The 23076-nt window shown below is 70.2% G+C and carries 19 protein-coding genes; 6 read left to right on the forward strand and 13 right to left on the reverse strand.

Going from position 1 to position 23076, the window contains the following annotated elements:
• Positions 1-20 precede the first annotated feature (20 nt).
• Positions 21-1139: a hypothetical protein gene (locus ACZ7L1_RS06090; protein ID WP_471434600.1), complete on the forward strand. Its 1119-nt coding sequence runs from the start codon at positions 21-23 to the stop codon at positions 1137-1139.
• A gap of 116 nt (positions 1140-1255) precedes the next feature.
• Here the strand turns inward: ACZ7L1_RS06090 and ACZ7L1_RS06095 are convergent, their stop codons facing one another.
• On the reverse strand, positions 1256-1852 hold the full coding sequence (locus tag ACZ7L1_RS06095) for a hypothetical protein (RefSeq protein ID WP_471434602.1): 597 nt from the start codon (positions 1850-1852) through the stop codon (positions 1256-1258).
• Positions 1853-2241: 389 nt separating this feature from the next.
• Between ACZ7L1_RS06095 and ACZ7L1_RS06100 the strand changes: the two genes are divergently transcribed.
• Together ACZ7L1_RS06100 and ACZ7L1_RS06105 are read left to right on the forward strand one after the other, a co-directional pair.
• Positions 2242-2421: a hypothetical protein gene (locus ACZ7L1_RS06100; RefSeq protein WP_103840074.1), complete on the forward strand. Its 180-nt coding sequence runs from the start codon at positions 2242-2244 to the stop codon at positions 2419-2421.
• A 25-nt stretch (positions 2422-2446) separates the two neighbouring features.
• A complete protein-coding gene (locus tag ACZ7L1_RS06105; RefSeq protein ID WP_471434604.1) occupies positions 2447-3169 on the forward strand; it encodes a DUF2637 domain-containing protein in 723 nt (240 codons plus the stop codon).
• A gap of 76 nt (positions 3170-3245) precedes the next feature.
• On the opposite strand, the gene ACZ7L1_RS06110 is transcribed toward ACZ7L1_RS06105, so the two are convergent.
• The 4 genes from ACZ7L1_RS06110 to ACZ7L1_RS06125 form a co-directional block, all read right to left on the reverse strand.
• Positions 3246-4781 carry a S8 family serine peptidase gene (locus ACZ7L1_RS06110; protein WP_471434606.1) on the reverse strand — a complete coding sequence of 512 codons (1536 nt, stop codon included), beginning with the start codon at positions 4779-4781 and terminating at the stop codon, positions 3246-3248.
• 336 nt (positions 4782-5117) lie between these two features.
• Positions 5118-5621, reverse strand: coding sequence for a hypothetical protein (locus ACZ7L1_RS06115; protein WP_471434608.1), 504 nt, complete (start codon positions 5619-5621; stop codon positions 5118-5120).
• 255 nt (positions 5622-5876) lie between these two features.
• A complete protein-coding gene (locus tag ACZ7L1_RS06120) occupies positions 5877-6263 on the reverse strand; it encodes a VOC family protein (protein WP_471434610.1) in 387 nt (128 codons plus the stop codon).
• 174 nt (positions 6264-6437) lie between these two features.
• Positions 6438-7478: an NAD(P)-dependent alcohol dehydrogenase gene (locus tag ACZ7L1_RS06125; protein WP_471434612.1), complete on the reverse strand. Its 1041-nt coding sequence runs from the start codon at positions 7476-7478 to the stop codon at positions 6438-6440.
• A gap of 166 nt (positions 7479-7644) precedes the next feature.
• Between ACZ7L1_RS06125 and ACZ7L1_RS06130 the strand changes: the two genes are divergently transcribed.
• A complete protein-coding gene (locus tag ACZ7L1_RS06130) occupies positions 7645-8568 on the forward strand; it encodes a helix-turn-helix domain-containing protein (protein ID WP_471434614.1) in 924 nt (307 codons plus the stop codon).
• Between the two features lie 156 nt (positions 8569-8724).
• On the opposite strand, the gene ACZ7L1_RS06135 is transcribed toward ACZ7L1_RS06130, so the two are convergent.
• From ACZ7L1_RS06135 to ACZ7L1_RS06145, 3 genes are all read right to left on the reverse strand, one after another.
• Positions 8725-11961 carry a S8 family peptidase gene (locus ACZ7L1_RS06135; protein ID WP_471434615.1) on the reverse strand — a complete coding sequence of 1079 codons (3237 nt, stop codon included), beginning with the start codon at positions 11959-11961 and terminating at the stop codon, positions 8725-8727.
• 489 nt (positions 11962-12450) lie between these two features.
• On the reverse strand, positions 12451-13701 hold the full coding sequence (locus ACZ7L1_RS06140) for a L,D-transpeptidase (protein WP_471434617.1): 1251 nt from the start codon (positions 13699-13701) through the stop codon (positions 12451-12453).
• 238 nt (positions 13702-13939) lie between these two features.
• Positions 13940-14293, reverse strand: a complete 354-nt coding sequence (locus ACZ7L1_RS06145; RefSeq protein WP_471434618.1) for a hypothetical protein — start codon at positions 14291-14293, stop codon at positions 13940-13942.
• Positions 14294-14445: 152 nt separating this feature from the next.
• On the opposite strand from ACZ7L1_RS06145, the gene ACZ7L1_RS06150 reads away from it, so the two are divergent.
• Positions 14446-14733 (forward strand): LPXTG cell wall anchor domain-containing protein, encoded by a 288-nt coding sequence (locus ACZ7L1_RS06150; protein WP_471434874.1) that lies wholly within the window; start codon positions 14446-14448, stop codon positions 14731-14733.
• A 79-nt stretch (positions 14734-14812) separates the two neighbouring features.
• Here ACZ7L1_RS06150 and arfA read toward each other — a convergent pair whose 3' ends face one another.
• From arfA to ACZ7L1_RS06170, 4 genes are all read right to left on the reverse strand, one after another.
• Complete coding sequence (arfA, locus tag ACZ7L1_RS06155) at positions 14813-16336, reverse strand: arabinosylfuranosidase ArfA (RefSeq protein ID WP_471434619.1); 1524 nt, start codon at positions 16334-16336, stop codon at positions 14813-14815.
• Between the two features lie 55 nt (positions 16337-16391).
• Positions 16392-17291: a carbohydrate ABC transporter permease gene (locus ACZ7L1_RS06160; protein ID WP_471434621.1), complete on the reverse strand. Its 900-nt coding sequence runs from the start codon at positions 17289-17291 to the stop codon at positions 16392-16394.
• Positions 17288-18286, reverse strand: a complete 999-nt coding sequence (locus ACZ7L1_RS06165) for a carbohydrate ABC transporter permease (RefSeq protein WP_471434623.1) — start codon at positions 18284-18286, stop codon at positions 17288-17290. Before ACZ7L1_RS06165 ends, ACZ7L1_RS06160 begins: the two co-directional genes overlap by 4 nt.
• A 92-nt stretch (positions 18287-18378) precedes the next feature.
• On the reverse strand, positions 18379-19770 hold the full coding sequence (locus tag ACZ7L1_RS06170; RefSeq protein WP_471434625.1) for an ABC transporter substrate-binding protein: 1392 nt from the start codon (positions 19768-19770) through the stop codon (positions 18379-18381).
• Positions 19771-20091: 321 nt separating this feature from the next.
• On the opposite strand from ACZ7L1_RS06170, the gene ACZ7L1_RS06175 reads away from it, so the two are divergent.
• Complete coding sequence (locus ACZ7L1_RS06175; protein ID WP_471434626.1) at positions 20092-21123, forward strand: LacI family DNA-binding transcriptional regulator; 1032 nt, start codon at positions 20092-20094, stop codon at positions 21121-21123.
• A gap of 381 nt (positions 21124-21504) precedes the next feature.
• Here the strand turns inward: ACZ7L1_RS06175 and hutH are convergent, their stop codons facing one another.
• Positions 21505-23043: a histidine ammonia-lyase gene (hutH, locus tag ACZ7L1_RS06180; RefSeq protein ID WP_471434875.1), complete on the reverse strand. Its 1539-nt coding sequence runs from the start codon at positions 23041-23043 to the stop codon at positions 21505-21507.
• Positions 23044-23076 lie beyond the last annotated feature (33 nt).

The raw sequence follows: 23076 nt of genomic DNA on the forward strand, positions 1-23076 counted from the left end.
CGGTCTGGTTCGCTTGGGCCATGGTGATTCTCTGGGTCCTGATGGCACTGGCCCTGTTCAGCATGGTCCTGCTCCCCGTCCTCATGCGCCGGCGAGCGGCCATCCAGCAGGTCTCGCCGGGCGACCCGGACGCCGCGGACCCGGCGAACTACGGGTTCCTGCGTCAGGAGGAGCTGGACGTCCGCATGCCCGGCCCCGACGAGGACCTGCTGGACGTCCTGGACGTGGTGCAGCGCACGCAGGACTACCGCGCGGCCGCCCAGCTCCTGGCCGGCACGGAGGCGGAGGGCGAGACGCGCTGGCAGCGCGTGCAGGCCTTCGCGGGCGCCGCGTCCCTGGAGCTGCAGCAGCGGCCCGGCGGGGTGAGCGAGACGCCGGGCGGACAGTGGCTGCGGGTGTGGCGGGCCGAGGCGCCCAAGGACGCGGGGGGCGCGGCCGTGCACGCGGAGTTCCTGGTGCAGCAGGCGTGGCGCACGTCGACGCCGGGGACGGACGAGTTCCGGATCATCATGGAGGAGGCCAGGTCGGCGTGCGGGGAGGCGGCGCTGCTGGCCCCCGGCGACCCGGTCCCCTACATCATCGAACTGTCCGTGGCCCGCGGCCTTGCCTATCCGCAGCCCGAGTTCGAGCAGCTGTGGCTGAAGATCCTCGACCGGGCGCCCACACACATGGGGGCGCACCTGGCGGCGCTGCACTACTGGTGCGAGAAGTGGCACGGCTCGCGGGACCTGGCGTACTCCTTCGCGGAGGCGGCCGCGGCCCGCGCCCCGCAGGGCTCGCTTCTCGCGGCCATGCCCCTGTTCGCGGTCTTCGAGCACCTTCCCGAAGTGAACCTGGTCAGCAGCTTCTACCAGAGCGAGGTCGTGACGAAGGCCGTCCACGGCGCGCTGTACGCGGTGCACTCGGCCCGCCCCGACGACCCGATGCTGGCGCACGTCCGCCATCTGCTGGTGTTCTTCCTGGTCCGCAGCGAGCGCTGGGCGGAGGCGATGGCCCAGCTGGTCCACGTCGACGGCCACGTGGGCGCGCTGCCCTGGACCCTGACCGCCGACCCGGCGGCGGACTACGCGGTGTACCGGGCGCTGGCGGTGGCCGGGTACGAGGCGAACGGGGGAAGCCCGGCGACCCTGTCGCGCTGAGCCGGCCGGGCCGGCCGGGCCTCCATCCGGCCTGGGCCGCGGAAGAATACGCCCACGCGCTGAGGGGCGTCCGACGCGCTGTCGTGCGTCGGACGCCCCTCAGACGGTGCGTGGGGTCAGGAGTTCGACGCGCCCGACGCCGGGGCATGCAGCGCGACCCAGGCGGCGCTGCAGGTGAGGATGGGGTGGACCGGCGCCGTCGGGGAGACTCCTTCGGCGCAGGTGGTCTCGTAGACCTGGCCGTTCACAGTCAGCACGTCGACGGCGATGGGCCCGTTCGTCGTGGTGCTGTTCACCGGGATGGCAACAGCGCAGGCGTTGGCGGGGTAGCCGGGCAGCGTGCTGAGGTCCGTCCACAGGAAGCCGGGGACGGGCGGGTTGGCGACGCTGACGTCGCGGATTCCCACGTAGGCCTTGCCACCGGTCAACACGGCCCTGAGTTCGAACGAGGTGTTGAACTGGGCGGCGGCGATGTCCGAGCAGCCCTCCTGCGGCCTGCCGGGGCTGGGCGTTGTGCTGGGGGTATGGGGGTCACACTTGCCGTCGCGGTGGCCATCGTGGGGGTCGCACGGCTGCTTCGCGGAGGTGCTCGCGTCACCGCCGGCCACCGTGTGGCCCGCGGCAGCGGCAGGGGTGACGATTCCGATCGTCACCGCCAGCGCGATCGATGCGAGCTTGCCGGCCTTCTTGGCTGTCCTGAGCGCAGGACTCATAGGTGTGCTCCTTGTTCAGGCGTGTCGGGCGATTCCCCGAATCCAGGAGCGAGCTTGGCCCGTGCATGCCGGTCCCTTCGGCAGGCCGGGGCGGAACACGCACGGAGATCAACAAATCGGACTAGTCCCTACCCCTGGTCGAGGCAACCACTCACGTCACGACGGCGGAACCGGCGAGCGGACTTTCGCTCGGTCACCGGTCCGAGGATGCTCCCCGGGCCGGCTCACCCGGGCACCTCACGTACCGTCAAATACTATTCAACGAAATACCGCTGCACGGATTTTGGGAAATACGCCGCCCGGGTACTCTAATCTGACTGCAGAAACGATTTTCCGTCGATTTATTCCCCCAAATGCCGGATACCTGGGCGCCCCGTTGCGCTCGTTAGGTGATCGTGACTTGGAACGAACCGGAAGATCAGATCCCCGTCGGAAGTGGCGCCGGCTGGCACGAGCCGGCCGGCGGTGACGTGCGCCTCAAGGGCTGTTCGGACCTTCTTGAAGACTTCCTCAAGAAGATCAGCGACATGGAGAGCGAATACCTGCGCGCTCTGGACGGAGCATCCTGATACAGAGCTCGGAGGAGCTTCGAGAATGGACAGGATTCAAGGCGAGCCAAGCCTCTACGATCTTCAGTTCTCCCTGAGATCCGATCATGACGTGCTCGGCCAGCCCTCTTATCATGTCGATCCCCTCGGGACGCATCCCGTCTGGAGCGCGCCCGACTCGGACATCGCGCCGAACGGCTGGGACCCCGACGAAGAGCTGGCCCAGATGCTCTCCACCGTGTCGGCGGTGGACCCCGCTCCGCCCTCGCTGGACGGACAGCACCGTCACCGGATCGACCGGCGGCGCCACCGGCCGGCCTCCCACATCCTCGACGGCGGTCAGCGACTCAGCCCCGTCACGCTCCTGGTCGCCACGATCGCCGCGTGCGCGGTGGCGATGCTGGGCTGGTCCACTGCCTACTCCTACAACCAGCTGCGCGAAATCGCCGCCACCGTCCTGCCCGCGCCGCTCGCCCAGTGGTGGCCGCTGACGGTGTACGGACCGTGGTTCGTGGCCGCGCTGTCCATCCTGCGGGCGGCCTTCCAGCACCGCACCGCCCGGCGGTCCTGGTGCGTCATCCTGATCGCCTCCGCGACGGCAGTGGCCCTCTGCATCAGCCACTCCTCGTACTCCGTGCTCTCGATGGTGATCGTCGGGATTCCGCCGATCACCGCCCTGGTGTGCTTCCGGGAGCTCGTCGGGCAGGTGTCCTGCAAGTACCGCCCCCGGCACGCCGCCCCCGGCAAGGAGCCGGCCGGCGGCGGCTGACCCACGACTCCGCGCGAACGGCACACGGATCGGCACCCGCCCCGAGCGAGCGGGTGCCGATCCGTGTGGTGCGTCGTCATCCCGCCATGGACGGGGCGTACGGCGACAGGGCAGGAGCCAGCTGTACTCCGGGGGCCAGGCCGAGGGCCACCAAGGCGTCGGGCAGGCCGCGTCCGACGCGGGTGGCCTCCAGCGTTCCGGGGGCGGCCAGTTGACGGCAGCTCCCGGCGATGATCTCGAACAGGTGCTGCACCCGCCCGGGGCCGCGCGGCAGCAACTGGCCGTGGAAGTCCTCGTGGTGGGCGAGAACGAGGGCGGCGAGACCGGCGACATGGGCCGAGGCGGTGCCGGTGCCGTCCAGGGCCGTGTAGCCGCCGCGCGGGGCGCACGACAGGACCGCCACGCCGGGGGCGGCCGCGTCCACGCCGGGGCCGTGGCAGCTGAACGGTGCGGCGAACAGCCCTTCGGGCGTCAACTGCGGCCCGATGTGGGTGGCTTGGGAGGTGTCCTGCGGGTACGAGCCGAAGACTCCCAGCGCGCCGACGGTGAACACGGTGGGCAGCGAGCCCGGGAACACGACCGGTCCGCCGGTGTCGCCCGCGGGTGCGACGCACGCGATGCCCGCTGCGTAGGCGTCGGCGAGTTTGCGGGAGACCAGTGCCGAAGGGTACGGCGCGGCCACCGCGAGATGGGCGACGTCGACCTCGCGCTCGATGCAGTGGTCCAGAGCGGCGATCAGGTCGCTGAAGTGCCCGCCGGGCAGTACCTGGCAGACCTCGATCTCGGCGTCGACGGCGATGCCGATGATCCCCCTGCCGGTGTCCGCGCCGGCGATGATGCCCGCCGCGTGGGTGCCGGTGCCGAGGGTGTCGTGGGCCCAGCCGCTGTCGGTGCCGCGCACGACATCGACACCGGAGCGCACGCGTTGCCGCAGGTCGGGGTGCTCGGTGCTGACGCCCGAACCGATGACCGCGACCCGGACGCCGAAGGCGCGGAACGTGGGCGGCAGCCGGTCCAGCCGCATGGCCTGCTGGCCCCAGCCGTACTGCTGCCGCTGCTCCAGCTCCGGGTACACCTGGGCCAGCGGGGTGAGAGTGACCAGGTTCTCCTGCGTCGCCGACAGGTCGGGCCGGTGGATCCAGCGGTCGGCGTAACCGCCGGCCGGGCGGACATAGAGGGACTGGACGGTCTCCGCGGTCTCCGTCGCCAGGGTGAGGGTCACCCTCCCGTCGGCCGCGGTGATGCCCTGGCCCGGCCAGGTCGCCCCGATCAGGAACACCCCCGCGCCCGCCAGCGGTTCGCCGTCCGGGCCGCACACGCGCAGCGAGATCTCCGCGGGCTCCTCCAGCGGCATGACCAGCCCCGGATCGCGCAGCGGCAGCACGCCCGCGGACGGTGCGGCGGCGGGTCCGGTCCCGGACAGCGGCAGATCCGGTTCGATGTGCACATGCAGCGACCGCATGGCCGGCACCTGGGCCTCGGCCGCCTCGACGACCACGATCTCCGGGCAGGAGGGCGGCATCCCGGCCCTGTTCAGCTTCTCCGACGGCTGGAGTCTGCGGACCACGGTGACCTCGGGCAGATGATCCAGCCGGTCGCACACCGTGTCCATGCCGACTTCGGAGACTCCCGGTGGGAGAAGAGTCTGCGGCAGCGGCGTCACCAGGTACCGCGCCCGGCGCGGCTGTACCGTGATCGGGGACGGCGCGCCCTTCCTTTGGGGCCCGGCTTTGCTCTCGGGTCCCGGCCCGCCGACCACGCCGCCATCGGACCCGCTCTCGCGGTTGTTTCCGGGTCTTTCCTTGACCATTGCGTCCACCTTCACCACGCCTACGTTGTTCCTGTGCTCTTGATCCGGTGACGGGCGGCCGGCGCTTCCAAGATGATGCGGTGTGCCCGGGAGCCACTCCTGGGCACACCGCATCACGGGGTCACGCGCCGGCGGACGTCAGCCGATACCGAAAGGCGTCGGGCCGAAGCCGGGGCCGGGCGGCGGAGGCGGCGTCGGGCCGAAGCCGAGGCCGGGCGGCGGGTACTGCTGGCCGAAGGGCTGGCCCGGGCCGCCGCCGGGGCCCCACTGCTGGCCCTGCTGACCCTGCTGGCCCTGCTGGCCCTGCTGCAGCAGGGTCACGATCGCGATCGGCAGCGCCTGCTGCACGGACTGCTCCACCGCACTGCGGGCGCCCTGACGCAGCGCGTGGTGCAGCGCCACGGCCAGGTAGGGGTGCGCCTGGTGGGCCATGCCCTGCTGCTGCAGCTGCTGCTGGACCTGCTGGATCTGCTGCAGCGTCTGCTGCATGCGCTGCGCGATCTGCTGGCTCGCCTGCTGACAGGCCTGCTGAATCGTGTGCTGGACGATCTGCGCGATCGGCTGCTGCATCTGAGCGCCGAACTGCTGGCCGAACTGCTGGCCGAACTGCTGCAGGGGCTGGGGACCGGTCATCACCGACATGAATGCTCCGTTCGATGGCACCAGGGGGAAGCCCGACATAGACGACCTATGCGGACTTTGCCGGAAGATCCCGACGCCCTGAAGCTAAGGTGGCGCACTCTCGATCGCAATCCGATGACCATCTCAACCGACCCTGCGATGGGACCGGTTCGGCGAGGCGTTCGGAGCGCGCCGCGCCCGACGGCACAAGGCCGGGCACGGCCGGGACGGGGGCACGGCCCCGGCCGCGCGATGGCACCTCCAACCGGATGAACCTCAGTCCCCGCCGCTCCCGTAGGGCCTGGTCAGGATCTCCATGTTGTGACCGTTCGGGTCGTCGAAGTACGCGCCCCGGCCGCCGTCGTTGTGGTTGATCTCGCCGAGGCGGCGGTGGTACGGGTCCGCCCAGTACCTCAGGCCCCTGTCCCGGATACGGGCGAAGATCACGTCGAAGTCGTCCTCGGAGACCAGGAACGCGTAGTGCTGCGGGGTGATCGAGCCGGTGGTCTCCATGTAGTCCAGCGTCACGCCGTTGGGGATCTCCACCGGGGCGAACGGGCCGAACGGCGGCGCCACCTCGAGCCCGAGCAGATCGGCGAGGAAACGGGCGGACGCCTCCTTGTCGTGTGCGGCGACGATCGTGTGGTTGAGCTCCACGGACATGGTCGGGCCTCCTGTCCCCCGGTTGTGTCCCCCGGTTGCCGGAACCACTTTCCAGGCTAGGCAGCGGGAGGGGGCGGCACATCGGTCTTCGGGCCCACGCCGCTGCGACCTTCGACCGACAACGCACATGAGGCGGCCACGGGGGCCGCCTCATGTGGTGCTGTCAGGGGATTCTCAGATGGTGGCCGCGTCGATCACGAACCGGTACCGGACGTCGCTGCTCAGCACCCGCTCGTACGCCTCGTTGATCTCGGAGGCGCTGATCAGCTCGATCTCGGCGCCGACGCCGTGCGCCGCGCAGAAGTCCAGCATCTCCTGGGTCTCGCGGATGCCGCCGATGCCGGAGCCGGCGAGGGTCTTGCGGCCGGAGATCACCGAGAACAGGTTGAGCGAGATGGGCTCCTCGGGAGCGCCCACGTTCACCAGCGCGCCGTCCGTCTTCAGCAGCGACAGGAGCGCACCGAAGTCCATCGGCGCCGACACGGTGGAGATGATCAGGTCGAACGTGCCGCGCAGCTCCTCGAAGGTCTTCGGATCGCTGGTGGCGTAGTAGTGGTCGGCGCCCAGCTTCAGCCCGTCGTCCTTCTTGCGAAGGGACTGCGACAGGACCGTCACCTCGGCTCCCATCGCGTGCGCGAGCTTGACGCCCATGTGGCCGAGGCCGCCCAGGCCGACGATCGCGACCTTCTTGCCGGGGCCCGCGTTCCAGTGGCGCAGCGGGGAGTACGTGGTGATGCCGGCGCACAGCAGCGGAGCCGCCACGTCGAGGGAGAGGCCGTCCGGGATGCGGACGACGAAGTTCTCGTCGACGACGATCTTCTCGGAGTAGCCGCCGTAGGTGGGCTCGCCGTCCTTGCCGATGGCGTTGTACGTGCCGACGCCGCCCTTGAGGCAGTACTGCTCCAGGCCCTTCTCACAGTTCTCGCACTCGCGGCAGGAGTCGACCAGGCAGCCGACGCCCACGCGGTCGCCGACCTTGAACTTGGTCACCCCGGGGCCGACCTCGGAGACGACGCCCGCGATCTCGTGGCCCGGGACCATCGGGAAGATCGCCTCGCCCCAGCCCTCGCGGGCCTGGTGGATGTCCGAGTGGCAGATACCGGCGAACTTGATGTCGATCAGAACGTCGAACTCGCGGACCTCGCGGCGCTCGATGGTGGTGCGCTCGAGCGGGGCCTTCGCGGCGGGTGCGGCGTACGCAGCAACGGTGGTCATGCGGAGTTTCTCCTAGGGGTCGCGTGCCCGGCTGCCTTCCACCGGGCACGCCGTCCAGCGTGCCCGACGGCAGCCGAGTCACCCAGACCACGCTTCTGCCTACGACCAGCGGTCCTACCATTGGCGGGGTCAGGCTCCCGGTCCTACCACCATGAATACTGGACGTATGGAAGAACAGCTCGACTCCGTGCCGGAGCCCGCCGCGGGAGCCGGTCAGGCCCTGGACCGGCGCGCCGAGCTCAGCGAGTTCCTGCGCACCCGCCGGGCCCGGCTCAAGCCGCAGGACGTGGGACTGCCGGACTTCGGCCGCCACCGCAGGGTGCCCGGGCTCAGACGCGAGGAGCTGGCGCAGCTGGCAGGCGTGTCCGTGGCCTACTACACACGCCTGGAGCAGGGCAATGGACGGAACGTGTCCGCGGAGGTGCTCGACGCGATCGCCCGCGCGCTGCACCTGACCGACGCCGAGCACGCGCATCTGACGCATCTGGCCAAGCCGAAGGCGCACAAGAAGAAGCCGTCGGCCAGGACGCAGCAGGTGCGGACGTCGCTCATGCAGCTGCTGGACTCCTTCGACGGGGTCCCGGCGTACATCGTGGGGCGGCGTGCGGACATCCTGGCGTGGAACCGGATGGCCGCGGCCGTCTTCGGCGACTGGGCTCAGCTGCCGCCGCAGGAGCGGAACTGGGCACGGATGACGTTCCTCAAGCCCGAGTACCAGGACCTGTTCGTGGACTGGGAGCAGAAGGCCATCGACATCGTGTGCCAGCTGCGCTACGAGGCGGGGTGTCACCCGGACGATCCGCGACTGTCGGCGCTGGTCGGGGAGCTGTCGGTGAAGAGCGAGGACTTCCGACGGCTGTGGGCGACGCACGATGTCAAGGAGAAGAGCCACGGGTTGAAGCGGTTGCGGCATCCGCTGGTGGGCGACCTCGCGCTGCAGTTCGAGTCGTTCCGGGTGCCGGACGACGGTGAGCCGGCGCTGGTGACGTACCACGCCCAGCCGGGCTCGGCGTCGGCGGAGGCGCTGCGGCTGCTGGCGAGCTGGGGCACGGACGCCACCCGCGCGGGCACGACCGCGCCGCAGGCCTGACGGCAGCGGGCACCGGCGCACCGCACGCCTGACGGCCACGGGCACGACCGCGCCACACATCGGACGACCCCGGCACAAAGAGCGCCACACATCGGACGGCTCACCGGAGGCATCGCTTCCGGTGGGCCGTCCGCCATCTGTCCGCTGTCTATCGACTCACTTGGCGTAGAACGCGTTGTAGATGGAGATCGTCGACTTGTTGCCCTTCTTGTCGGCGATCTTGGCGTGGAACGACAGGCCCTGGCCCTTGGCCGGGTTCCTGTAGGTGATCCTGCCGTTCTTGACCGTCAGCTTGGTCCAGGTCCTGCCGTAGTCGTACGACACCCAGACCGAGAGCGACTGGAGGTTGCGGCCCGCGGCCGCGCCCTGGACGGTGACCGGGATCGTGACCTTCTTGCCGGCCTCGACGCGGCTGTCCAGGCCGGTGGTCGCGCCGAAGCGGACGGTCGAGGCGGGCAGCTGGGCGCTGTCCACCTTCTTGGACTTGAACGTCCAGCCGGCGTCGATGCGGGTGGACGCCGCCGCCACCTTCACGCTGCGGATGACCGAGGTCGTCAGCGTGTACGTGGCCTCGGCGGCGGGAACCTCGAAGGGCTTCACGCCGAACAGCGGATCGTCACTCGAGCCGACCTTGGTGCCACCCCGGTACAGCGTCGTCCTCACCGACATGAACTCGGAGGATCCGGCGTGCCCCTGCCCGTCCGCGAACAGCGGCAGGTATCCGTAGATCTCGTTGTCGGCCCGGAAGAGGCCGTAGTCGGAGTTGATCACCGGCCCGAAGACCGCGGTGTTGAGGGTCTTGGTGTAGGTCTTGCCGCCGGTGAGGATCTGCGGGGCGCCCAGCGTGTAGTACGCCTCCGAGACCGGGAAGCCCCCCGCGTCCTTCTTGCCGCCGTACTGCGAGAAGTCGAACGTCCACTGCGCCTTGTCACCCGTGGACACGTAGAACGTGCGCGTGCCGCGCAGGTTCTGCCCGACGGGGACGTTGGAGCCGCTGTCGGTCGGTGTCTCGGCGTAGGCGCCGACGGCGCCGGTCTTGCCGCTGCTCGCGGCGCCGAGGTTCAGCTTCAGCGTGGCCAGTTCGTTCGCCTTGTAGTGGCGCACGTGCGCGCCCTGAAGCTGCTTGACCGCGGAGCCGGTGAACACGTCGTACTCCGCCGTGTCGCCCTCGGTCCACTGGCCGAACCAGGACTGGGAAAGACCGGAGGGGACCGGTGGGCCGACCTGCGCCAGGCGGATGTCCGCGAACGACGGAGCGGACAGGGCCAGGCCGGTGCCCGCCGGGTCGTAGAAGTACGACACCGTCGCGGACCGCGGCTTGGCCGACGCGTCCGGGACCGTGATGTCGGCGGACCTGGTCTTGTTCAGGTCCAGGGTGATGGCGGTGTCCCCGGTGACGCTCACCTTGGGCTGGACCAGCCAGTCGACGCCGCCCTCGATCGAGGTCGGGTCCTTCACGGAGAGGGAGTCCAGCAGGTACGTGCCCTTGGGCACGCGGATCTTCACGGTCGTCGCGGAGCTCTGGGAGAAGTACTCCTTGCCCGCGTCGGCGCCCGAGGCCGCGACCAGGTCGCTGAGGTGGACGGGCGCCTGTCCGTCACGGCCCACGTACTTCAGCGTGACGTCGTACGACTCCCCCTCGCGTTCCACGGCCGCGGCCGTGCGCACGCTCTGGCCGCCGCCCGTCGCCGTCACATACGCCGAGTACGCGCCGTCGACGGTGCCGCCCAGCTTGCTGTCGACGGCGACCGGGACCGACGCCGTGCCGCCCGCGGGGACGGTGACCGTTTTCGCGCCGAGCGTGAAGAAGCCCGAAGGAGCCGCCTGGCCCCTGGGGTTGGTGGCCGTCAGCGACAGCGTGAGGGTGACGGCGCTCTTGCCGGTGTTGCGGTACGTCAGCTGCTTGGTGAGCGGCGTGTCGTCGGTGTGCGGCCACTGCGCGGTGCCGAAGCTCAGGGACGACGGTTCGGCGAGCACCGTCTGCCTGATCGCCCTGTCCACGGCGATGCGGCCCGAACCCTGCTGGAAGGGGGTGTAGTTGCCGCCCTTCGCGGAGCCCGTCAGCGCCGACTTCAGCTCGGGATACGTCCAGTCGGGGTGCTCCTGCTTGAGGATGGCGGCGGCGCCCGCGACGTGCGGGGTCGCCATCGACGTACCCGAGATGGTCAGGTAGCCGGCCGGGTTCTCGCCGACCTCCTGGTCGATGAGGCTGCCCGGAGCAGCGGCGGCGGTGATGTCCACGCCGGGTGCGGTCACATCGGGCTTGAGGGCACCGTCGAGGCCGGGACCACGGCTGGAGAAGTCCGCCAGCCGGTCCTTGTCGTCGACCGCGCCGACGGTGAGCGCGTCGGCCGCGCTGCCCGGGGAGCCGATGGTCTTCTCGCCGCCCTCCCCCGCGTTGCCCGCGGCGATGGCGAACAGGATGCCCTTCTGCTCGGAGAGCTTGTTCACCTCCGCCTCGAGCGGGTCGATGTCGGGCGTGTTGGCGCCGCCCAGGCTGAGGTTGACGATGTCGGCGCCCTGCTGGGCGGCCCACTCCATGCCCGCGAGGATGCCGGAGTCGTCGCCGTACCCGTCGTCGTCGAGGACCTTGCCACTGAGGATCCTGGCGCCGGGCGCGACGCCCTTGTACTTGCCGTGCGACTTCGCGCCGGTGCCGGCCACGATGGACGCCACGTGCGTGCCGTGGCCGACCTTGTCGGCGGTGGTGGCGGAGGTGGAGAAGTTCTTGGCCTCGATCACCTGGCCCTTGAGGTCCGGGTGGTCGGCATAGACGCCCGTGTCGAGCACGGCGACCTTGACGCCCTTGCCGGTGTAGCCCGCGGCCCAGGCCGTCGGGGCGCCGATCTGCGGCACGGACTTGTCCAGGCTCGCCTTGCGGACGCCGTCGAGCCAGACGTGCGCGATGCCGGAGGCGGTGGCGTCGCCGTCGGTGACGGCCTTCCACAGCTCGGCCGCGTCCCGCTGGGGCGTGAGGACCGCGTCGGCGTTCAGGGACGTGAGGGTCCGGCGGAGCGTGCCCGCCTCGCGGACGTCGGCCTTCGCGGTACGGGCGGCGCCCTTGTAGCCCACGATGACCTTCAGGCCGTTCTTCTGGTCCGCGCGGGTGCGCGACGAGTTGAGCTCGGTGACGTCGAACAGACGCCGGTCGATCTTCCCCTCGGCGATCAGAGCGGCCGCGTCGGCCGGCACCACATAGGTGTGTCCGGCGGTCTTGCGGACCTGGACCGGAACGTTCTCCCGGCCCTTCGCCCGCTCCAGGCCCACGACTCGGCCCTTGGCGTCGACGACGACGCGGTCACCGGTGATGAGAGTGATCCGGTGCTGGGCCGTCAGGCCGCCGGCGGCGCCGTGTGCCGCGGGGGCGGGCTTCGCCGACGCCGGGCTGGTCATGCCCGCCGCCAACGCCACGGCGGCCGCCGTTGCGACGGTCGCCGCGCATGCTCTTTTCACTTGTCTGCGCAAGACTCCCCCTGGAGATGAGGTGCCGGGCGAATCCCCGTTCACCCGGCCGGGGGTGGTCTCGTACATGCACACGTCATCCCCCCGGATCACGCAGTATGCCGGGGGGTGATCAACGCCTCAATACGGGGGCCGTAACGACTTGCAACGACCGGGCGTCCATGCGACGACCCACCGAACGTCGTGCCGAACGGCCCACGGAGGCCCACGGAACGGCCTACCGGCAGAGGAAGTGCGTGCTTGGTTCTCGCTCCGCACGATGCGCAGTCCATGGTCGTGTGCGCGGGGTGCACGAGGCGGACGATGAGAAGGATGTGGCCGCACGGGAACCGGCTGGCGCAAACGCCGAGGCGCTCGCAGCCCTGTCGGGGGCTGCGAGCGCCTTCTAGGCGTACGGGCGGGGTCCCGTCGGCGCCGGCGTCAGACGGCCGAACCCGCCTTCCACTGGGCCCAGCTCATGTTCCAGCCGTTGAGGCCGTTGTCCGGGGCGACCGTCTTGTCGCCGGTGTTCTCGACGACCACCACGTCACCGATCAGTGAGTGGTTGTAGAACCAGGCGGCCGGTGTGCTCGGGTCGTTCGCGCCCTTCTTGTCCTGCAGGCCGACACAGCCGTGGCTGGTGTTGACGTTGCCGAAGACGGACGAGGCACCCCAGTAGTTGCCGTGGATGAAGGTGCCCGACGTGGTCAGGCGCATGGCGTGCGGCACGTCCTTGATGTCGTACTCGCCCTTGCCGTCCGAGTCGGTGAAGCCGACCGTCGCGCCGTTCATGCGGGTCTGGGTGAACTTCTCCGAGATCACCATCCGGCCCTCGTAGGTCGTGTGATCCGGGGCGCCCGCGGAGATCGGTATGGTCTTGATGACCGTGCCGTCCTGCGTCACCTTCATCTGCTTGGTCTTCGCGTCGACGTACGAGACCTGGTTGCGGCCGATCTTGAAGGTGACCGTCTTCTGCTGCACGCCGTATATGCCGCTCGCGCCCTCGACGCCGTCGAGGTTCAGCTTCATCGTGACGGTGGAGCCCTCCTTCCAGTACTGCTCGGGACGGAAGTCGAGCCGGTTGGCGCCGAACCAGTGGCCGACGACCTCCTGCCCGCTGCTGGAGGTGACGGCGATCCCCTTCTGCACGGCGGCCTTGTTGGTGATCGCCTTGTCGAAGTTGATCGAGACGGGCATGCCCACGCCGACGGTCGCGCCGTTGTCCGGCGTGAAGTTGCCTATGAAGGAGTGCGCCGGGGCGACGGTCGTGAAAGAGGCGTTCTCGTGGGCGTCGCGGCCCGCGGAGTCCTTGGCCGTCACGGCGATCTTGTACGTCGTGGCCCGCTCGAGCTGGGTGGTCGGCGCCCAGCTGGTCTTGTCGGCGGAGATCTGTCCGGCGACCGGGGTGCCGGACGCGGTCGTCATGCTGACCTCGGTGAGCGTGCCCTTGGCGACCGTGACCTTGGCGGCGTTGTTGATGGAGGCGTTGTCGGAACCGTCCGCCGGCGTGATCTTGATCTGTGCCTCGGAGGTCTTCTTGGCGGCCGCCTCGTCGACCGAGGCCTGCGAGTCCTTGTTGTCCCCGCCGCCACTCGCCGCCGAGTTGCCTCCGCTACACGCGGAGAGCACCAGCACCCCGCCGAGCAGTGCGGACGCGGCCATCAGGCCCTTGCGCCGCTTACTGTCCGTCATCACACGCTTCTCCATGGTTGCCGAATCCCCATAACCCCGTTGAGTCCCCCGTAAGAACCCTCAACGCTACGACCGGTTCGTCCGGTTCCACATCCGTGGCCGGTGTGGGACACACCACGCCGGCCCGACGGGTGCCCGATGAGTCCCGGTGCCATGCGGGACACCAGGGAACGTCTTTTGAGACGACGGTGCCCCGGGCGCCGGTTGCCACCCGGGGTCACCATTTTCCCAAGACATGTCAGCCGAGTCGGACCCCCTCGTCGTCCTCGTCTCCCCCTGGCTCATCATCCTCGCCCAGCGCCCAGTCCGGCGAATCGGGGTCGTAGTCGACGATCTCGCTGCTCCAGGAGGCCTGGGCGAGTTCGACGCCGGGTACCTCGCCCAACAGGACGGACGGCTCGACGAGATACGCGACGGCCTCGGCCGTGTCCTCCGTCACCGCGCTCTCCGTGTAGGCGCGCTCGCTCTCGGGCATGCCGGGGTCGTCCGCGATCCGCCGCAGGGCGGCCTTGGCAACGGCGTCGACATCGTCGATCTCGACGACCAGTTCCAGGCGAAGGCGGACATACCGTGATGTCTCAGAAGTGCTCATGGCGCGCAGCGTACGGCCCGGAGAGCTCGCGACTTTCCCACGACCCGCGCCTTTCACTAGCATCGCTCCACACGGCCAATTCGTAAGCGCCCCAGGGGGATCGGAATTTCGTGTCCGCCGCACGTCGATCGTCGTCCACCACCCGCCGGACGTTGCTGACCGCCACTGCCGCGGGGACCCTGTTGGGTGCCCTGTGGTTCGTGCCGTCCGCGAACGCGACCCAGAGCACACCTGAGAGTCCGCGGATCGCGACCTCGACCACCACCGACCAGACGTCGACCGGCGCGACGGACACGACCGGTGCGACGGCCCACACGCAGCTGGCCGACACCGGCAGCGTGGACACGACGCCGTACGTCATCGGGGGGACGCTGTTCCTGGGCCTGGGAGCGGGTTTCGTGACGTACTCGATACGCCGGGAGCGCACCGAGGCGTACTGACGGCCCCACGGCCGGTTGGTGCACAAGGCCCCGCCGCCACCGGGGCTGGTCAGCGGCGACGGCGGGGGCCGGTGGGGCGTCAGCCGGCGGTGGGGCGCAGCCGGATGACGTTCCAGGAGACGGGCGGCAGGCTCACGGTGAGACGGCCGCCGGTGACCGCGCCGGTGTGCACGCCGCGCGGCCGGACCCTCTCGGGGTCGTGCCGGGTGTTGGTCGCGCGCAGGTCCGGGTCGGCGAGGACGGAGTGCTCCACCGGCATGTAGCCGGGGAAGGCCCGCAGGTCCAGGGTGAGTTCCACGTCCTCGGTCTGGTGCCGGTTGACCGCGAGGACCGTGAGTTCGTCGGCACCCTCCGCCTCGGACACATGGGTGGCGACGGCGTCGAGGACGGGAACCTCACCGAACCGTGCCGTCTCGTACACGGGCGCGACCGGCTCGACCCGCAGCACCGTGCCCCGGGCGTGCCGCGCCGCCTGGGCGAACGGGTGGAACGTCGTCTGCCGCCAGCTGGGGCCGCCGGGTTCGCTGCGGATGGGCGCGATGACGTTGACGAGCTGGGCGAGGCAGGCGGCCGTGACGCGGTCGCTGTGCCGGAGCAGGCTGATCAGCAGGCCGCCGACCACGACCGCGTCGGCGACGTTGTACTCGTCCTCGATGACCCGCGGCGCCACCGGCCAGTCGGTGGGCTTCTCCTGGTTCTCGAAACGGGACAGGTACCAGACGTTCCACTCGTCGAAGGAGAGATTGATCCGCTTCTTCTTGCGTTGCTTGGCCCGTACGTGGTCCGCCGTGGCCACCACCGCCTCGACGAAGCGGTCCATGTCCACCGACGAGGCGAGGAAGCTGCCGAGGTCGCCGTCCAGTTCCTCGTAGTAGGCGTGGCAGGAGATGTAGTCGACCTGGTCGTAGGCGTGCTCCAGGACGGTCGCCTCCCAGGAGCCGAACGTCGGCATCGAGGAGCTGGAGCTGCCGCAGGCCACCAGTTCGAGCCCGGGGTCGATCATCCGCATGGCGCGCGCGGTCTCGGCGGCCAGCCGGCCGTACTCCGCGGCGGTCTTGTGACCGGTCTGCCAGGGCCCGTCCATCTCGTTGCCGAGGCACCACATCCGGATGCCGAACGGCTCCTTGGCGCCGTTGGCCCGCCGCCGGTCGGCCAGCGCCGTGCCTTCCCGGTGGTTGCAGTACTCCAGCAGGTCCAGCGCCTCCTGGACCCCGCGGGTGCCGAGGTTGACGGCCATCATCGGCTCGACCCCGGCCTTCTGGGTCCAGCGGTGGAACTCGTGCAGCCCGAACGCGTTGGTCTCCGTGCTGTGCCAGGCCAGGTCGAGGCGGGTGGGGCGCTCGGCCGCCGGGCCGACGCTGTCCTCCCAGCGGAACCCGGAGACGAAGTTGCCGCCGGGGTAGCGCACGGTGGTCACACCGAGTTCGCGCACCAGGGCGAGGACGTCGCGGCGCAGCCCGTCCTCGTCGGCCTGCGGATGGCCGGGCTCGAAGATGCCGGTGTACACACAGCGGCCCATGTGCTCCACGAACGAGCCGAAGGTACGGGGGTTGACGTCGGCGACGCGGAAGGCGGGGTCGACGGTCAGGGAAGCGTGCAGCATGGAAGGTCGCTCCGGGGGGTGCGCGGGGTGGCCGGGAAAGGAGGTCGGGCAGGGATCACTTGAGGCTTCCGACGGTCAGACCGCCGCGCCAGTACCGCTGCAGCAGCAGGAAGGCGATGACCAGCGGCAGGATCGCCACCAGCGAGCCGACGACGACCAGGCTGAACAGCGCGTTGGCGCCGCTCTGCACCATCGCCCCCTGGTACCAGGACGTAAGGCCCACGGTGAGCGGGAACAGCTTGTCGTTGTTGAGCATCACCAGCGGCAGGAAGAAGTTGTTCCAGGTGCCGACCATGGAGAACAGCAGCACGGTGACCAGGGCGGGCCTCAGCGTCGGCAGGGCCACCGACAGCAGGACGCGCATCTCCCCGGCGCCGTCGACGCGGGCGGCCTCCAGCAGTTCGTCGGGCAGCGACTCCTGCACGTACACCCGCACCAGGTAGACGCCGAACGGGTTGAGCAGCGAGGGCAGGATGACCGCCCACATCGTGTTCGTCAGCTCCACCTTGCTCAGCAGCAGGTAGGTGGGGATGGCCAGCGCGGTCGCGGGCACCATGATGGCGCCGAGCAGGCTCGAGAAGAGCAGGTTCCGGCCCGGGAAGCGGTACTTGGCGAAGGCGTAGCCCGCGAGGGTCGCCACGGCGGTGGCGCCCGCTCCGCTGACGCCCGCGTAGATCGCAGTGTTGCCGAGCCAGCGCAGGTACTCGCCGTCGTCGTACGTGAACAGCTGCTGGAGGTTGGTGAAGAAGGAACCGGGCGAGCGGAACCACAGGGCGGCGGTGGTGAACAGCGCGTCGTTGTCCTTGCTGGAGGCCACCAGCAGCCACCAGAACGGCAGCAGGAAGTAGAGGATCATCGCCGCCATCACGACGTTGACGGTGACGCGTCCCCTGGCGGGGGCGGGGCGTCGGCGGGGGGCCGGGACGGCGACGGCGGTCGCAGCGGCGGTCGTCACTTCAGTCCGCTCCTTCGGCGCGTGAGGAAGAGGAAGATGTAGGAACCGATGAAGACCACCGCTCCGAGGGCGAAGGAGATGGCGGCGGAGTAGTTGAACTCGGAGTACTGGAACGCCAGGTTGTGGGCGTACAGGTTCGGTGTGTAGTCAGGGGTTATCACCGAGCGGGCGGTCGGCTGCAGGACCCGTGGCTCGGTGAAGAACTGCAGGGTGCCGATGATGGTGAACATCAGCGTGAGCACCAGCGCCGAGGAGATCATCGGGACCTTGATGCGCAGCGCCGTCTGGAACTGGCTCGCTCCGTCGATGCGCGCCGCCTCGTAGATCTCGCGGGGCAGGCCCTGCAGTGCCGCGTAGAGGACGATCATGTTGTAGCCGGTCCACTGCCAGGTCACGATGTTGCCGAGCGACGTCAGCATCAGCCCGTGCGAGAGCAGGTTGACCGATCCGAGCCCCAGGGCGTTGCTGATGGAGTTCACCGGGCCGAACGTCGGGCTGTACAGGAAGCCCCACATCAGGGCGCCGATCACCGCGGGCACTGCGTACGGCATGAAAAGCGTCATCCGGAAGGCTTTGGCGAGGCGGCTGGTGACCTCGTCGATGATCAGCGCGCCGAGCAGGGCGAGGGCGAGCATGACCGGGATCTGCACCAGGCCGAAGAGCACCACGCGGCGCACGCCGGACAGGAACTGAGGGTCGGTGAAGGCCTGCTTGTAGTTGGCGAACCAGCTGAAGTGGTCGCCTCCCACCAGGGTCGAGGTCCTCAGGCTCAGCCAGAAGGCATAGCCGAGCGGGGCGATGAGGAAGGCGAGGAACAGCAGTGTGAACGGGGTGACCAGCAGCAGGCCCATGCCGCGGTGCCGGGTCCGGGCCTTCAGCCGCCCGGACCGCGGTCCGGCACCGCGGCCGGCCGCGACATCACGGCCCTTGGCGGCCGCCGCTGCCGAGGGCGCGGCCGCGGCGGCGGCCGGTGACCCCTGTCGGAGCAGGCTCATCAGATCTCCTTGAGCGTTGGGCAGGGCCCCCGCCGACGGTGAGGAGGCACGGCGGTCGGCGGGGGCGGTAGGCGGGGCGAGCCCCCGGAGGGTTACTGGCTGACCTTGAATCCCTGCTTGGACGCATAGCCCGTCACCTGCTGCTGGATGTTGTCCGCCACGGACGACCAGGGAGTCTGGCCCTGGAGGGCCTTGCCCACCTCACTGGTCTGCGTGTTGTAGGCGTAGTCCTGGAACGGGCTCCAGTCGAAGGTGCCGATGTTGTTCGCCGCGGGCCCGAAGATCTTGTTGACCTGCTGGCCCCCGAAGAAGTCGTACTTCTTGTCCTGGAAGTAGGAGCCGTTCAGGATCGGGGTGGCGAGCGGGAACAGGTACGCCTGGTCGATGCCGATCTTCCAGGCGGCCTCGGAGGCGCCGAACAGTTCTCGGGCGACCTCGGTGGCCTGCTTGGGGTTCTTGGTCTGGCTGGTGACCGCGAAGGTCGAACCGCCCCAGTCGCCCTGGGCGTTGCCGCCCGCCGTCCACTGCGGCAGCGGGGCGGCGCGCCACAGGCCGCCCGTCTTCTTGGCCACGCTCTGCAGGTAGCCGGGGCCCCAGCCGGCGGCCAGGTAGGTGGCGTACTTGCCGCTGCTGAGCCCGTTGTAGAAGTCGGTGGTGGCGTACGACGCGGTGTCGACCAGCTTGCTCTTCACCAGGTCGCCCCAGTAGTCGTACACCTTCTTGGCGCCGTCGTCGTTCATCTTGACGCCGATGTTCGGCAGCTTGCTCGCCGAGTAGGTGTAGGGGCGTGAGCCGGCCTGCCACATCAGGCCCTGCAGCCAGCCCGCCGCGGACTCGTCGCTGCCGAAGTCGGTCATGTACGCCTTCGGGTCGGCGGCGTGCAACTTGGCCGCCTCCTGCTTGTACTCGTCCCAGGTGGTGGGGACCTTCAGCTTGTACTTCTTGAAGACGTCCTCGCGGTACAGCATCGCCATCGGGCCGCCGTCCACGGGGATGGCGTAGACGTGGTCGCCATCGGAGACCTGGTTCCAGGCCCAGGGAACGTAGTTCTTCTTGTCGTCGTTCGCGCCGTACTTGCCGATGTCCAGCAGACCCTTGGTGAGCTGGATGGTCGGCAGCTCCTGGAACTCCAGCATGACGACGTCCGGGGCGCCCTGACCGGCCTTCAGCGCCGTCTTCAGCTTGGTGTACTCGTCCTGGCCGACGCCCGCCTGCACCCAGTCGACCTGGACGTCCTTGTGGGTCTTGTTGAACTGGTCCACGACCTGCTTGAAGTCCGGGTACCAGGCCCACACCTTGATGTGCACCGGGCCGCCGCCCGCCGCGCCGGAGCCGCTGCCGCCCGAGCCGCCGGAACCGCAGGCCGCGACGAGCACACCGGTGAGGGCGGCGGACGCCGCCACGAACGCCCGGCGGAGGAGGCGGGGCTGTCGGCGGGCCACGCGGCGGGAACCGCCTGTCGGATGCTGTCTGCTGGTAGACATGCGCATTCTCCTGAGTGAGGTGCCTGGGGAGCTGAGGCAGAGGCCGGGGAGAGGAGGGTGCGGGGGTGCCGGGGGTGGGGACGAGAAGGAAGGAGGAGGAGGGAAGGGGAGGGAAGAGGAGGTTCGGTATACCGAACGGCATTCGATCGTCAGGTCGATGACGGGCGTCAGGGATGCTGTGCGGGGATTGGGTTCAGACCATCTCTGCTACGCTTTTGCAGCGCTGCAGAAGTGTTAACCCACAACTTGCCGCGCTGCAAGAGGTAACGCAGCGGAAACTCCAACCGGCTCGAACCAGGCTGCACCGGACGAAGGTGAGATATGGGAAGAGGCGTGACCCTGCGCGACGTCGCGGCCCGCGCGGGCGTCTCCAGCCGCACCGTGTCCAACGTGGTGAACGGCTACGCACCGGTCTCCGAGGCCACCCGCGCCCGCGTCCAGCAGGCCGTGGACGAACTCGGCTACCGGCCGAACGTGCTGGCCCGCAACCTCGCCGCCGGGCGCTCGGGCCAGATCGCGGTGGTCGTGCCGTATCTCGACACGCCGTACTTCGCCGAACTGCTGCAGGGCATCATCCGCGCGGCCCGGGTACAGGGTTACAACGTCCTGATCGACCAGACCGACGGCGACGCGGAGCACGAGAGGCTGTTCCTCAGCCGCGGCTCCCAGCAACTGCTCTTCGACGGGGTCATCTTCAGCCCGCTCGGCCTCGCCCAGTCCGACCTGGCCGTCCGCGACCCGAGCCTTCCGCTGGTGGTGCTCGGCGAGCGGGTCAGCGACGGCGGCTTCGACCACGTCGGCATCGACGACGTCACCGCCTCCCGCGAGGCCACCGAGCACCTGCTCGACGTCGGCCGGCGGCGTGTCGCGGCGATCGGCGACCAGCCCTACCGCACCGGCGAGGCGGCCCAGCTGCGCACCCGCGGCTTCCGGCTGGCCCACGAGCGCGCCGGGATCCCCGTACGGGAGGAGCTGATCATCTCCACCCCGCGCTTCAACCGCTCCGACGGCGCCTCGGCGATGGCCCACCTGCTCGACCTCCAGGAGCCGCCGGACGCGGTGTTCTGCTACAGCGACCTGGTGGCGCTGGGCGCGATGCACACGCTGGCCTCGCGCGGGCTGCGCGTCCCGGAGGACGTCGCGATCGTCGGCTATGACGACATCGAGGACGGCCGCTACTCCAACCCGGCCGTCACCACGATCTCGCCGGACAAGAAGATGATCGCGGAGACGGCGGTGGAGCGGCTGCTGAAGCGGATCGGCAGCCCGACGCCCGTACCGGGGCTGGAGATCCGGGCGCCGCACCGGCTGGTGGTCCGGGAGAGCACGGTGGGCCGGCGGGCAGCGCAGTAGGCGAGGGCCTGCCGGCGGGTGCCGCCGCGGCACGGCGGTGGTGGGCCGGCGGCCAGCGCGAGCGGATGGGGTCGGTCGGCGGTGGTGGGCCGGCGGCCAGCGCGAGCGGGTGGGGTCGGTCGGCGGGGGCGGGCCGGCGGCCAGCGCGAGCGGGTGGGGTCGGTCGGCGGAGGCAGGCCGGCGGCCAGCGCGAGGGGGGTCGTTCGACGGTGGCGGGACCGGGGGCGCCCAGGTACGGCCGCGTGCGGCGCGGCCCGGCAGGCCATCGCCCGCGTGCGGCGCACCGAGTGACGGCGCGTCGCGTCGGACCAGGTGGCAGGCCTTCTCCGACAGGTGCCCCGCACGCGGGGCCACCCCTTGGGGCGGCCCCGTTGCGGGTGCTCAGGCCAGCGGTCCCGTGACCGACTCGACCGCCGCGAGCAGGCGGCCGTCGCGCAGGAACGCGTCCGCCGCCGCGAGGTCCGGGGCCAGGAACCGGTCCGGGCCGGGGCCCTCGGCGCCCGCCTTGCGCAGGGCGGTGATCGCCGCCTGGCTGGCGGGGGCCGGGGTCAGGCCCTCGCGCAGTTCGATGGCGCGGGTCGCCGCGTACAGCTCGACCGCGAGGACACGGGTCAGGTTGTCCACCGCCGTGCGCAGCTTGCGGGCGGCCGACCAGCCCATGGAGACGTGGTCCTCCTGCATCGCGGAGGACGGGATCGAGTCTGCGGAGGCCGGTACGGCGAGCCGCTTCATCTCGCTGACCAGGGCCGCCTGCGTGTACTGGGCGATCATCAGGCCGGAGTCGACACCCGCGTCGTCCGCGAGGAACGGCGGCAGGCCGTGCGAGCGGTTCTTGTCCAGCAGCCGGTCGGTGCGACGTTCCGCGATGGACGCCAGGTCCGCGGCCGCGATCGCGAGGAAGTCCAGCACGTACGCCACCGGGGCGCCGTGGAAGTTGCCGTTGGACTCGACACGCCCGTCGGGCAGGACCACCGGGTTGTCGACGGCCGAGGCCAGCTCGCGCTCGGCGACCAGGCGGGCATGGGCCAGCGTGTCCCGTCCGGCGCCCGCGACCTGCGGGGCGCACCGCACCGAGTAGGCGTCCTGGACGCGCGGCGCGTCGTCCTGGTGGTGGCCCGTGAGACCCGAGTCCTTCAGCACGGCCAGCATGTTGGCGGCCGACGCACCCTGCCCGGGGTGCGGGCGGATGGCGTGCAGCTCCGGCGCGAGGACCTTGTCCGTGCCGAGCAGCGCCTCCAGGGAGAGCGCGGCCGTGATGTCGGCCGACTTGTACAGGGTGTCCAGGTCGGCGAGGGCCATGAGCAGCATGCCGAGCATGCCGTCGGTGCCGTTGAGGAGCGCGAGGCCCTCCTTCTCACGCAGCTCGACGGGGGCGATGCCGTGCTCGGCGAGGAGTTCGGCGGCGGGGCGTACGACGCCGTCGGGGCCCTCGGCCTCGCCCTCGCCCATGAGGGTCAGCGCGCAGTGGGACAGCGGGGCCAGGTCGCCGGAGCAGCCGAGCGAGCCGTACTCGTGCACGACCGGGGTGATCCCGGCGTTGAGGAGGTCGGCCATGGTCTGCGCGACCTCGGGGCGTACGCCGGTGTGTCCCGAGCAGACCGTCTTCAGCCGCAGGAACATCAGCGCGCGCACGACCTCCCGCTCCACCCGGGGGCCCATTCCCGCCGCGTGCGAGCGGACGATGTTGCGCTGCAGCTGGGTGCGCAGCTCCTGGCTGATGTGCCGGGTCGCCAGCGCGCCGAAGCCGGTGCTGACCCCGTAGACGGGGTCCGGCTTCGCGGCCAGCGCGTCCACGATCCCGCGGGCCGCCGCCAGGGCCGTCAGGGCTTCCTCGGAGAGCTCGATCCGGGCGTCCGCGCGCGCCACGGCGAGAACGTCGGACGCGGTCACCCCGGACGTCCCCACCACCACAGTGTGCATATCCATATTCAGGAGCGTACGCAGTGAATTCGA

It is taken from the genome of Streptomyces sp. NPDC107546 (genome assembly GCF_055639175.1).

Bases quoted from the DNA above. Each gene is read 5' to 3' on its own strand.
- ACZ7L1_RS06090 (WP_471434600.1), top strand. From the start codon at position 21: ATGGTGATTCTCTGGGTCCTGATGGCACTGGCCCTGTTCAGCATGGTC.
- ACZ7L1_RS06095 (WP_471434602.1), bottom strand. From the start codon at position 1,852: ATGAGTCCTGCGCTCAGGACAGCCAAGAAGGCCGGCAAGCTCGCATCG.
- ACZ7L1_RS06105 (WP_471434604.1), top strand. From the start codon at position 2,447: ATGGACAGGATTCAAGGCGAGCCAAGCCTCTACGATCTTCAGTTCTCC.
- ACZ7L1_RS06110 (WP_471434606.1), bottom strand. From the start codon at position 4,781: ATGGACACGGTGTGCGACCGGCTGGATCATCTGCCCGAGGTCACCGTG.
- ACZ7L1_RS06115 (WP_471434608.1), bottom strand. From the start codon at position 5,621: ATGTCGGTGATGACCGGTCCCCAGCCCCTGCAGCAGTTCGGCCAGCAG.
- ACZ7L1_RS06120 (WP_471434610.1), bottom strand. From the start codon at position 6,263: ATGTCCGTGGAGCTCAACCACACGATCGTCGCCGCACACGACAAGGAG.
- ACZ7L1_RS06125 (WP_471434612.1), bottom strand. From the start codon at position 7,478: ATGACCACCGTTGCTGCGTACGCCGCACCCGCCGCGAAGGCCCCGCTC.
- ACZ7L1_RS06130 (WP_471434614.1), top strand. From the start codon at position 7,645: ATGGAAGAACAGCTCGACTCCGTGCCGGAGCCCGCCGCGGGAGCCGGT.
- ACZ7L1_RS06135 (WP_471434615.1), bottom strand. From the start codon at position 11,961: ATGACCAGCCCGGCGTCGGCGAAGCCCGCCCCCGCGGCACACGGCGCC.
- ACZ7L1_RS06140 (WP_471434617.1), bottom strand. From the start codon at position 13,701: ATGACGGACAGTAAGCGGCGCAAGGGCCTGATGGCCGCGTCCGCACTG.
- ACZ7L1_RS06145 (WP_471434618.1), bottom strand. From the start codon at position 14,293: ATGAGCACTTCTGAGACATCACGGTATGTCCGCCTTCGCCTGGAACTG.
- arfA (WP_471434619.1), bottom strand. From the start codon at position 16,336: ATGCTGCACGCTTCCCTGACCGTCGACCCCGCCTTCCGCGTCGCCGAC.
- ACZ7L1_RS06165 (WP_471434623.1), bottom strand. From the start codon at position 18,286: ATGAGCCTGCTCCGACAGGGGTCACCGGCCGCCGCCGCGGCCGCGCCC.
- ACZ7L1_RS06170 (WP_471434625.1), bottom strand. From the start codon at position 19,770: ATGTCTACCAGCAGACAGCATCCGACAGGCGGTTCCCGCCGCGTGGCC.
- ACZ7L1_RS06175 (WP_471434626.1), top strand. From the start codon at position 20,092: ATGGGAAGAGGCGTGACCCTGCGCGACGTCGCGGCCCGCGCGGGCGTC.
- hutH (WP_471434875.1), bottom strand. From the start codon at position 23,043: ATGCACACTGTGGTGGTGGGGACGTCCGGGGTGACCGCGTCCGACGTT.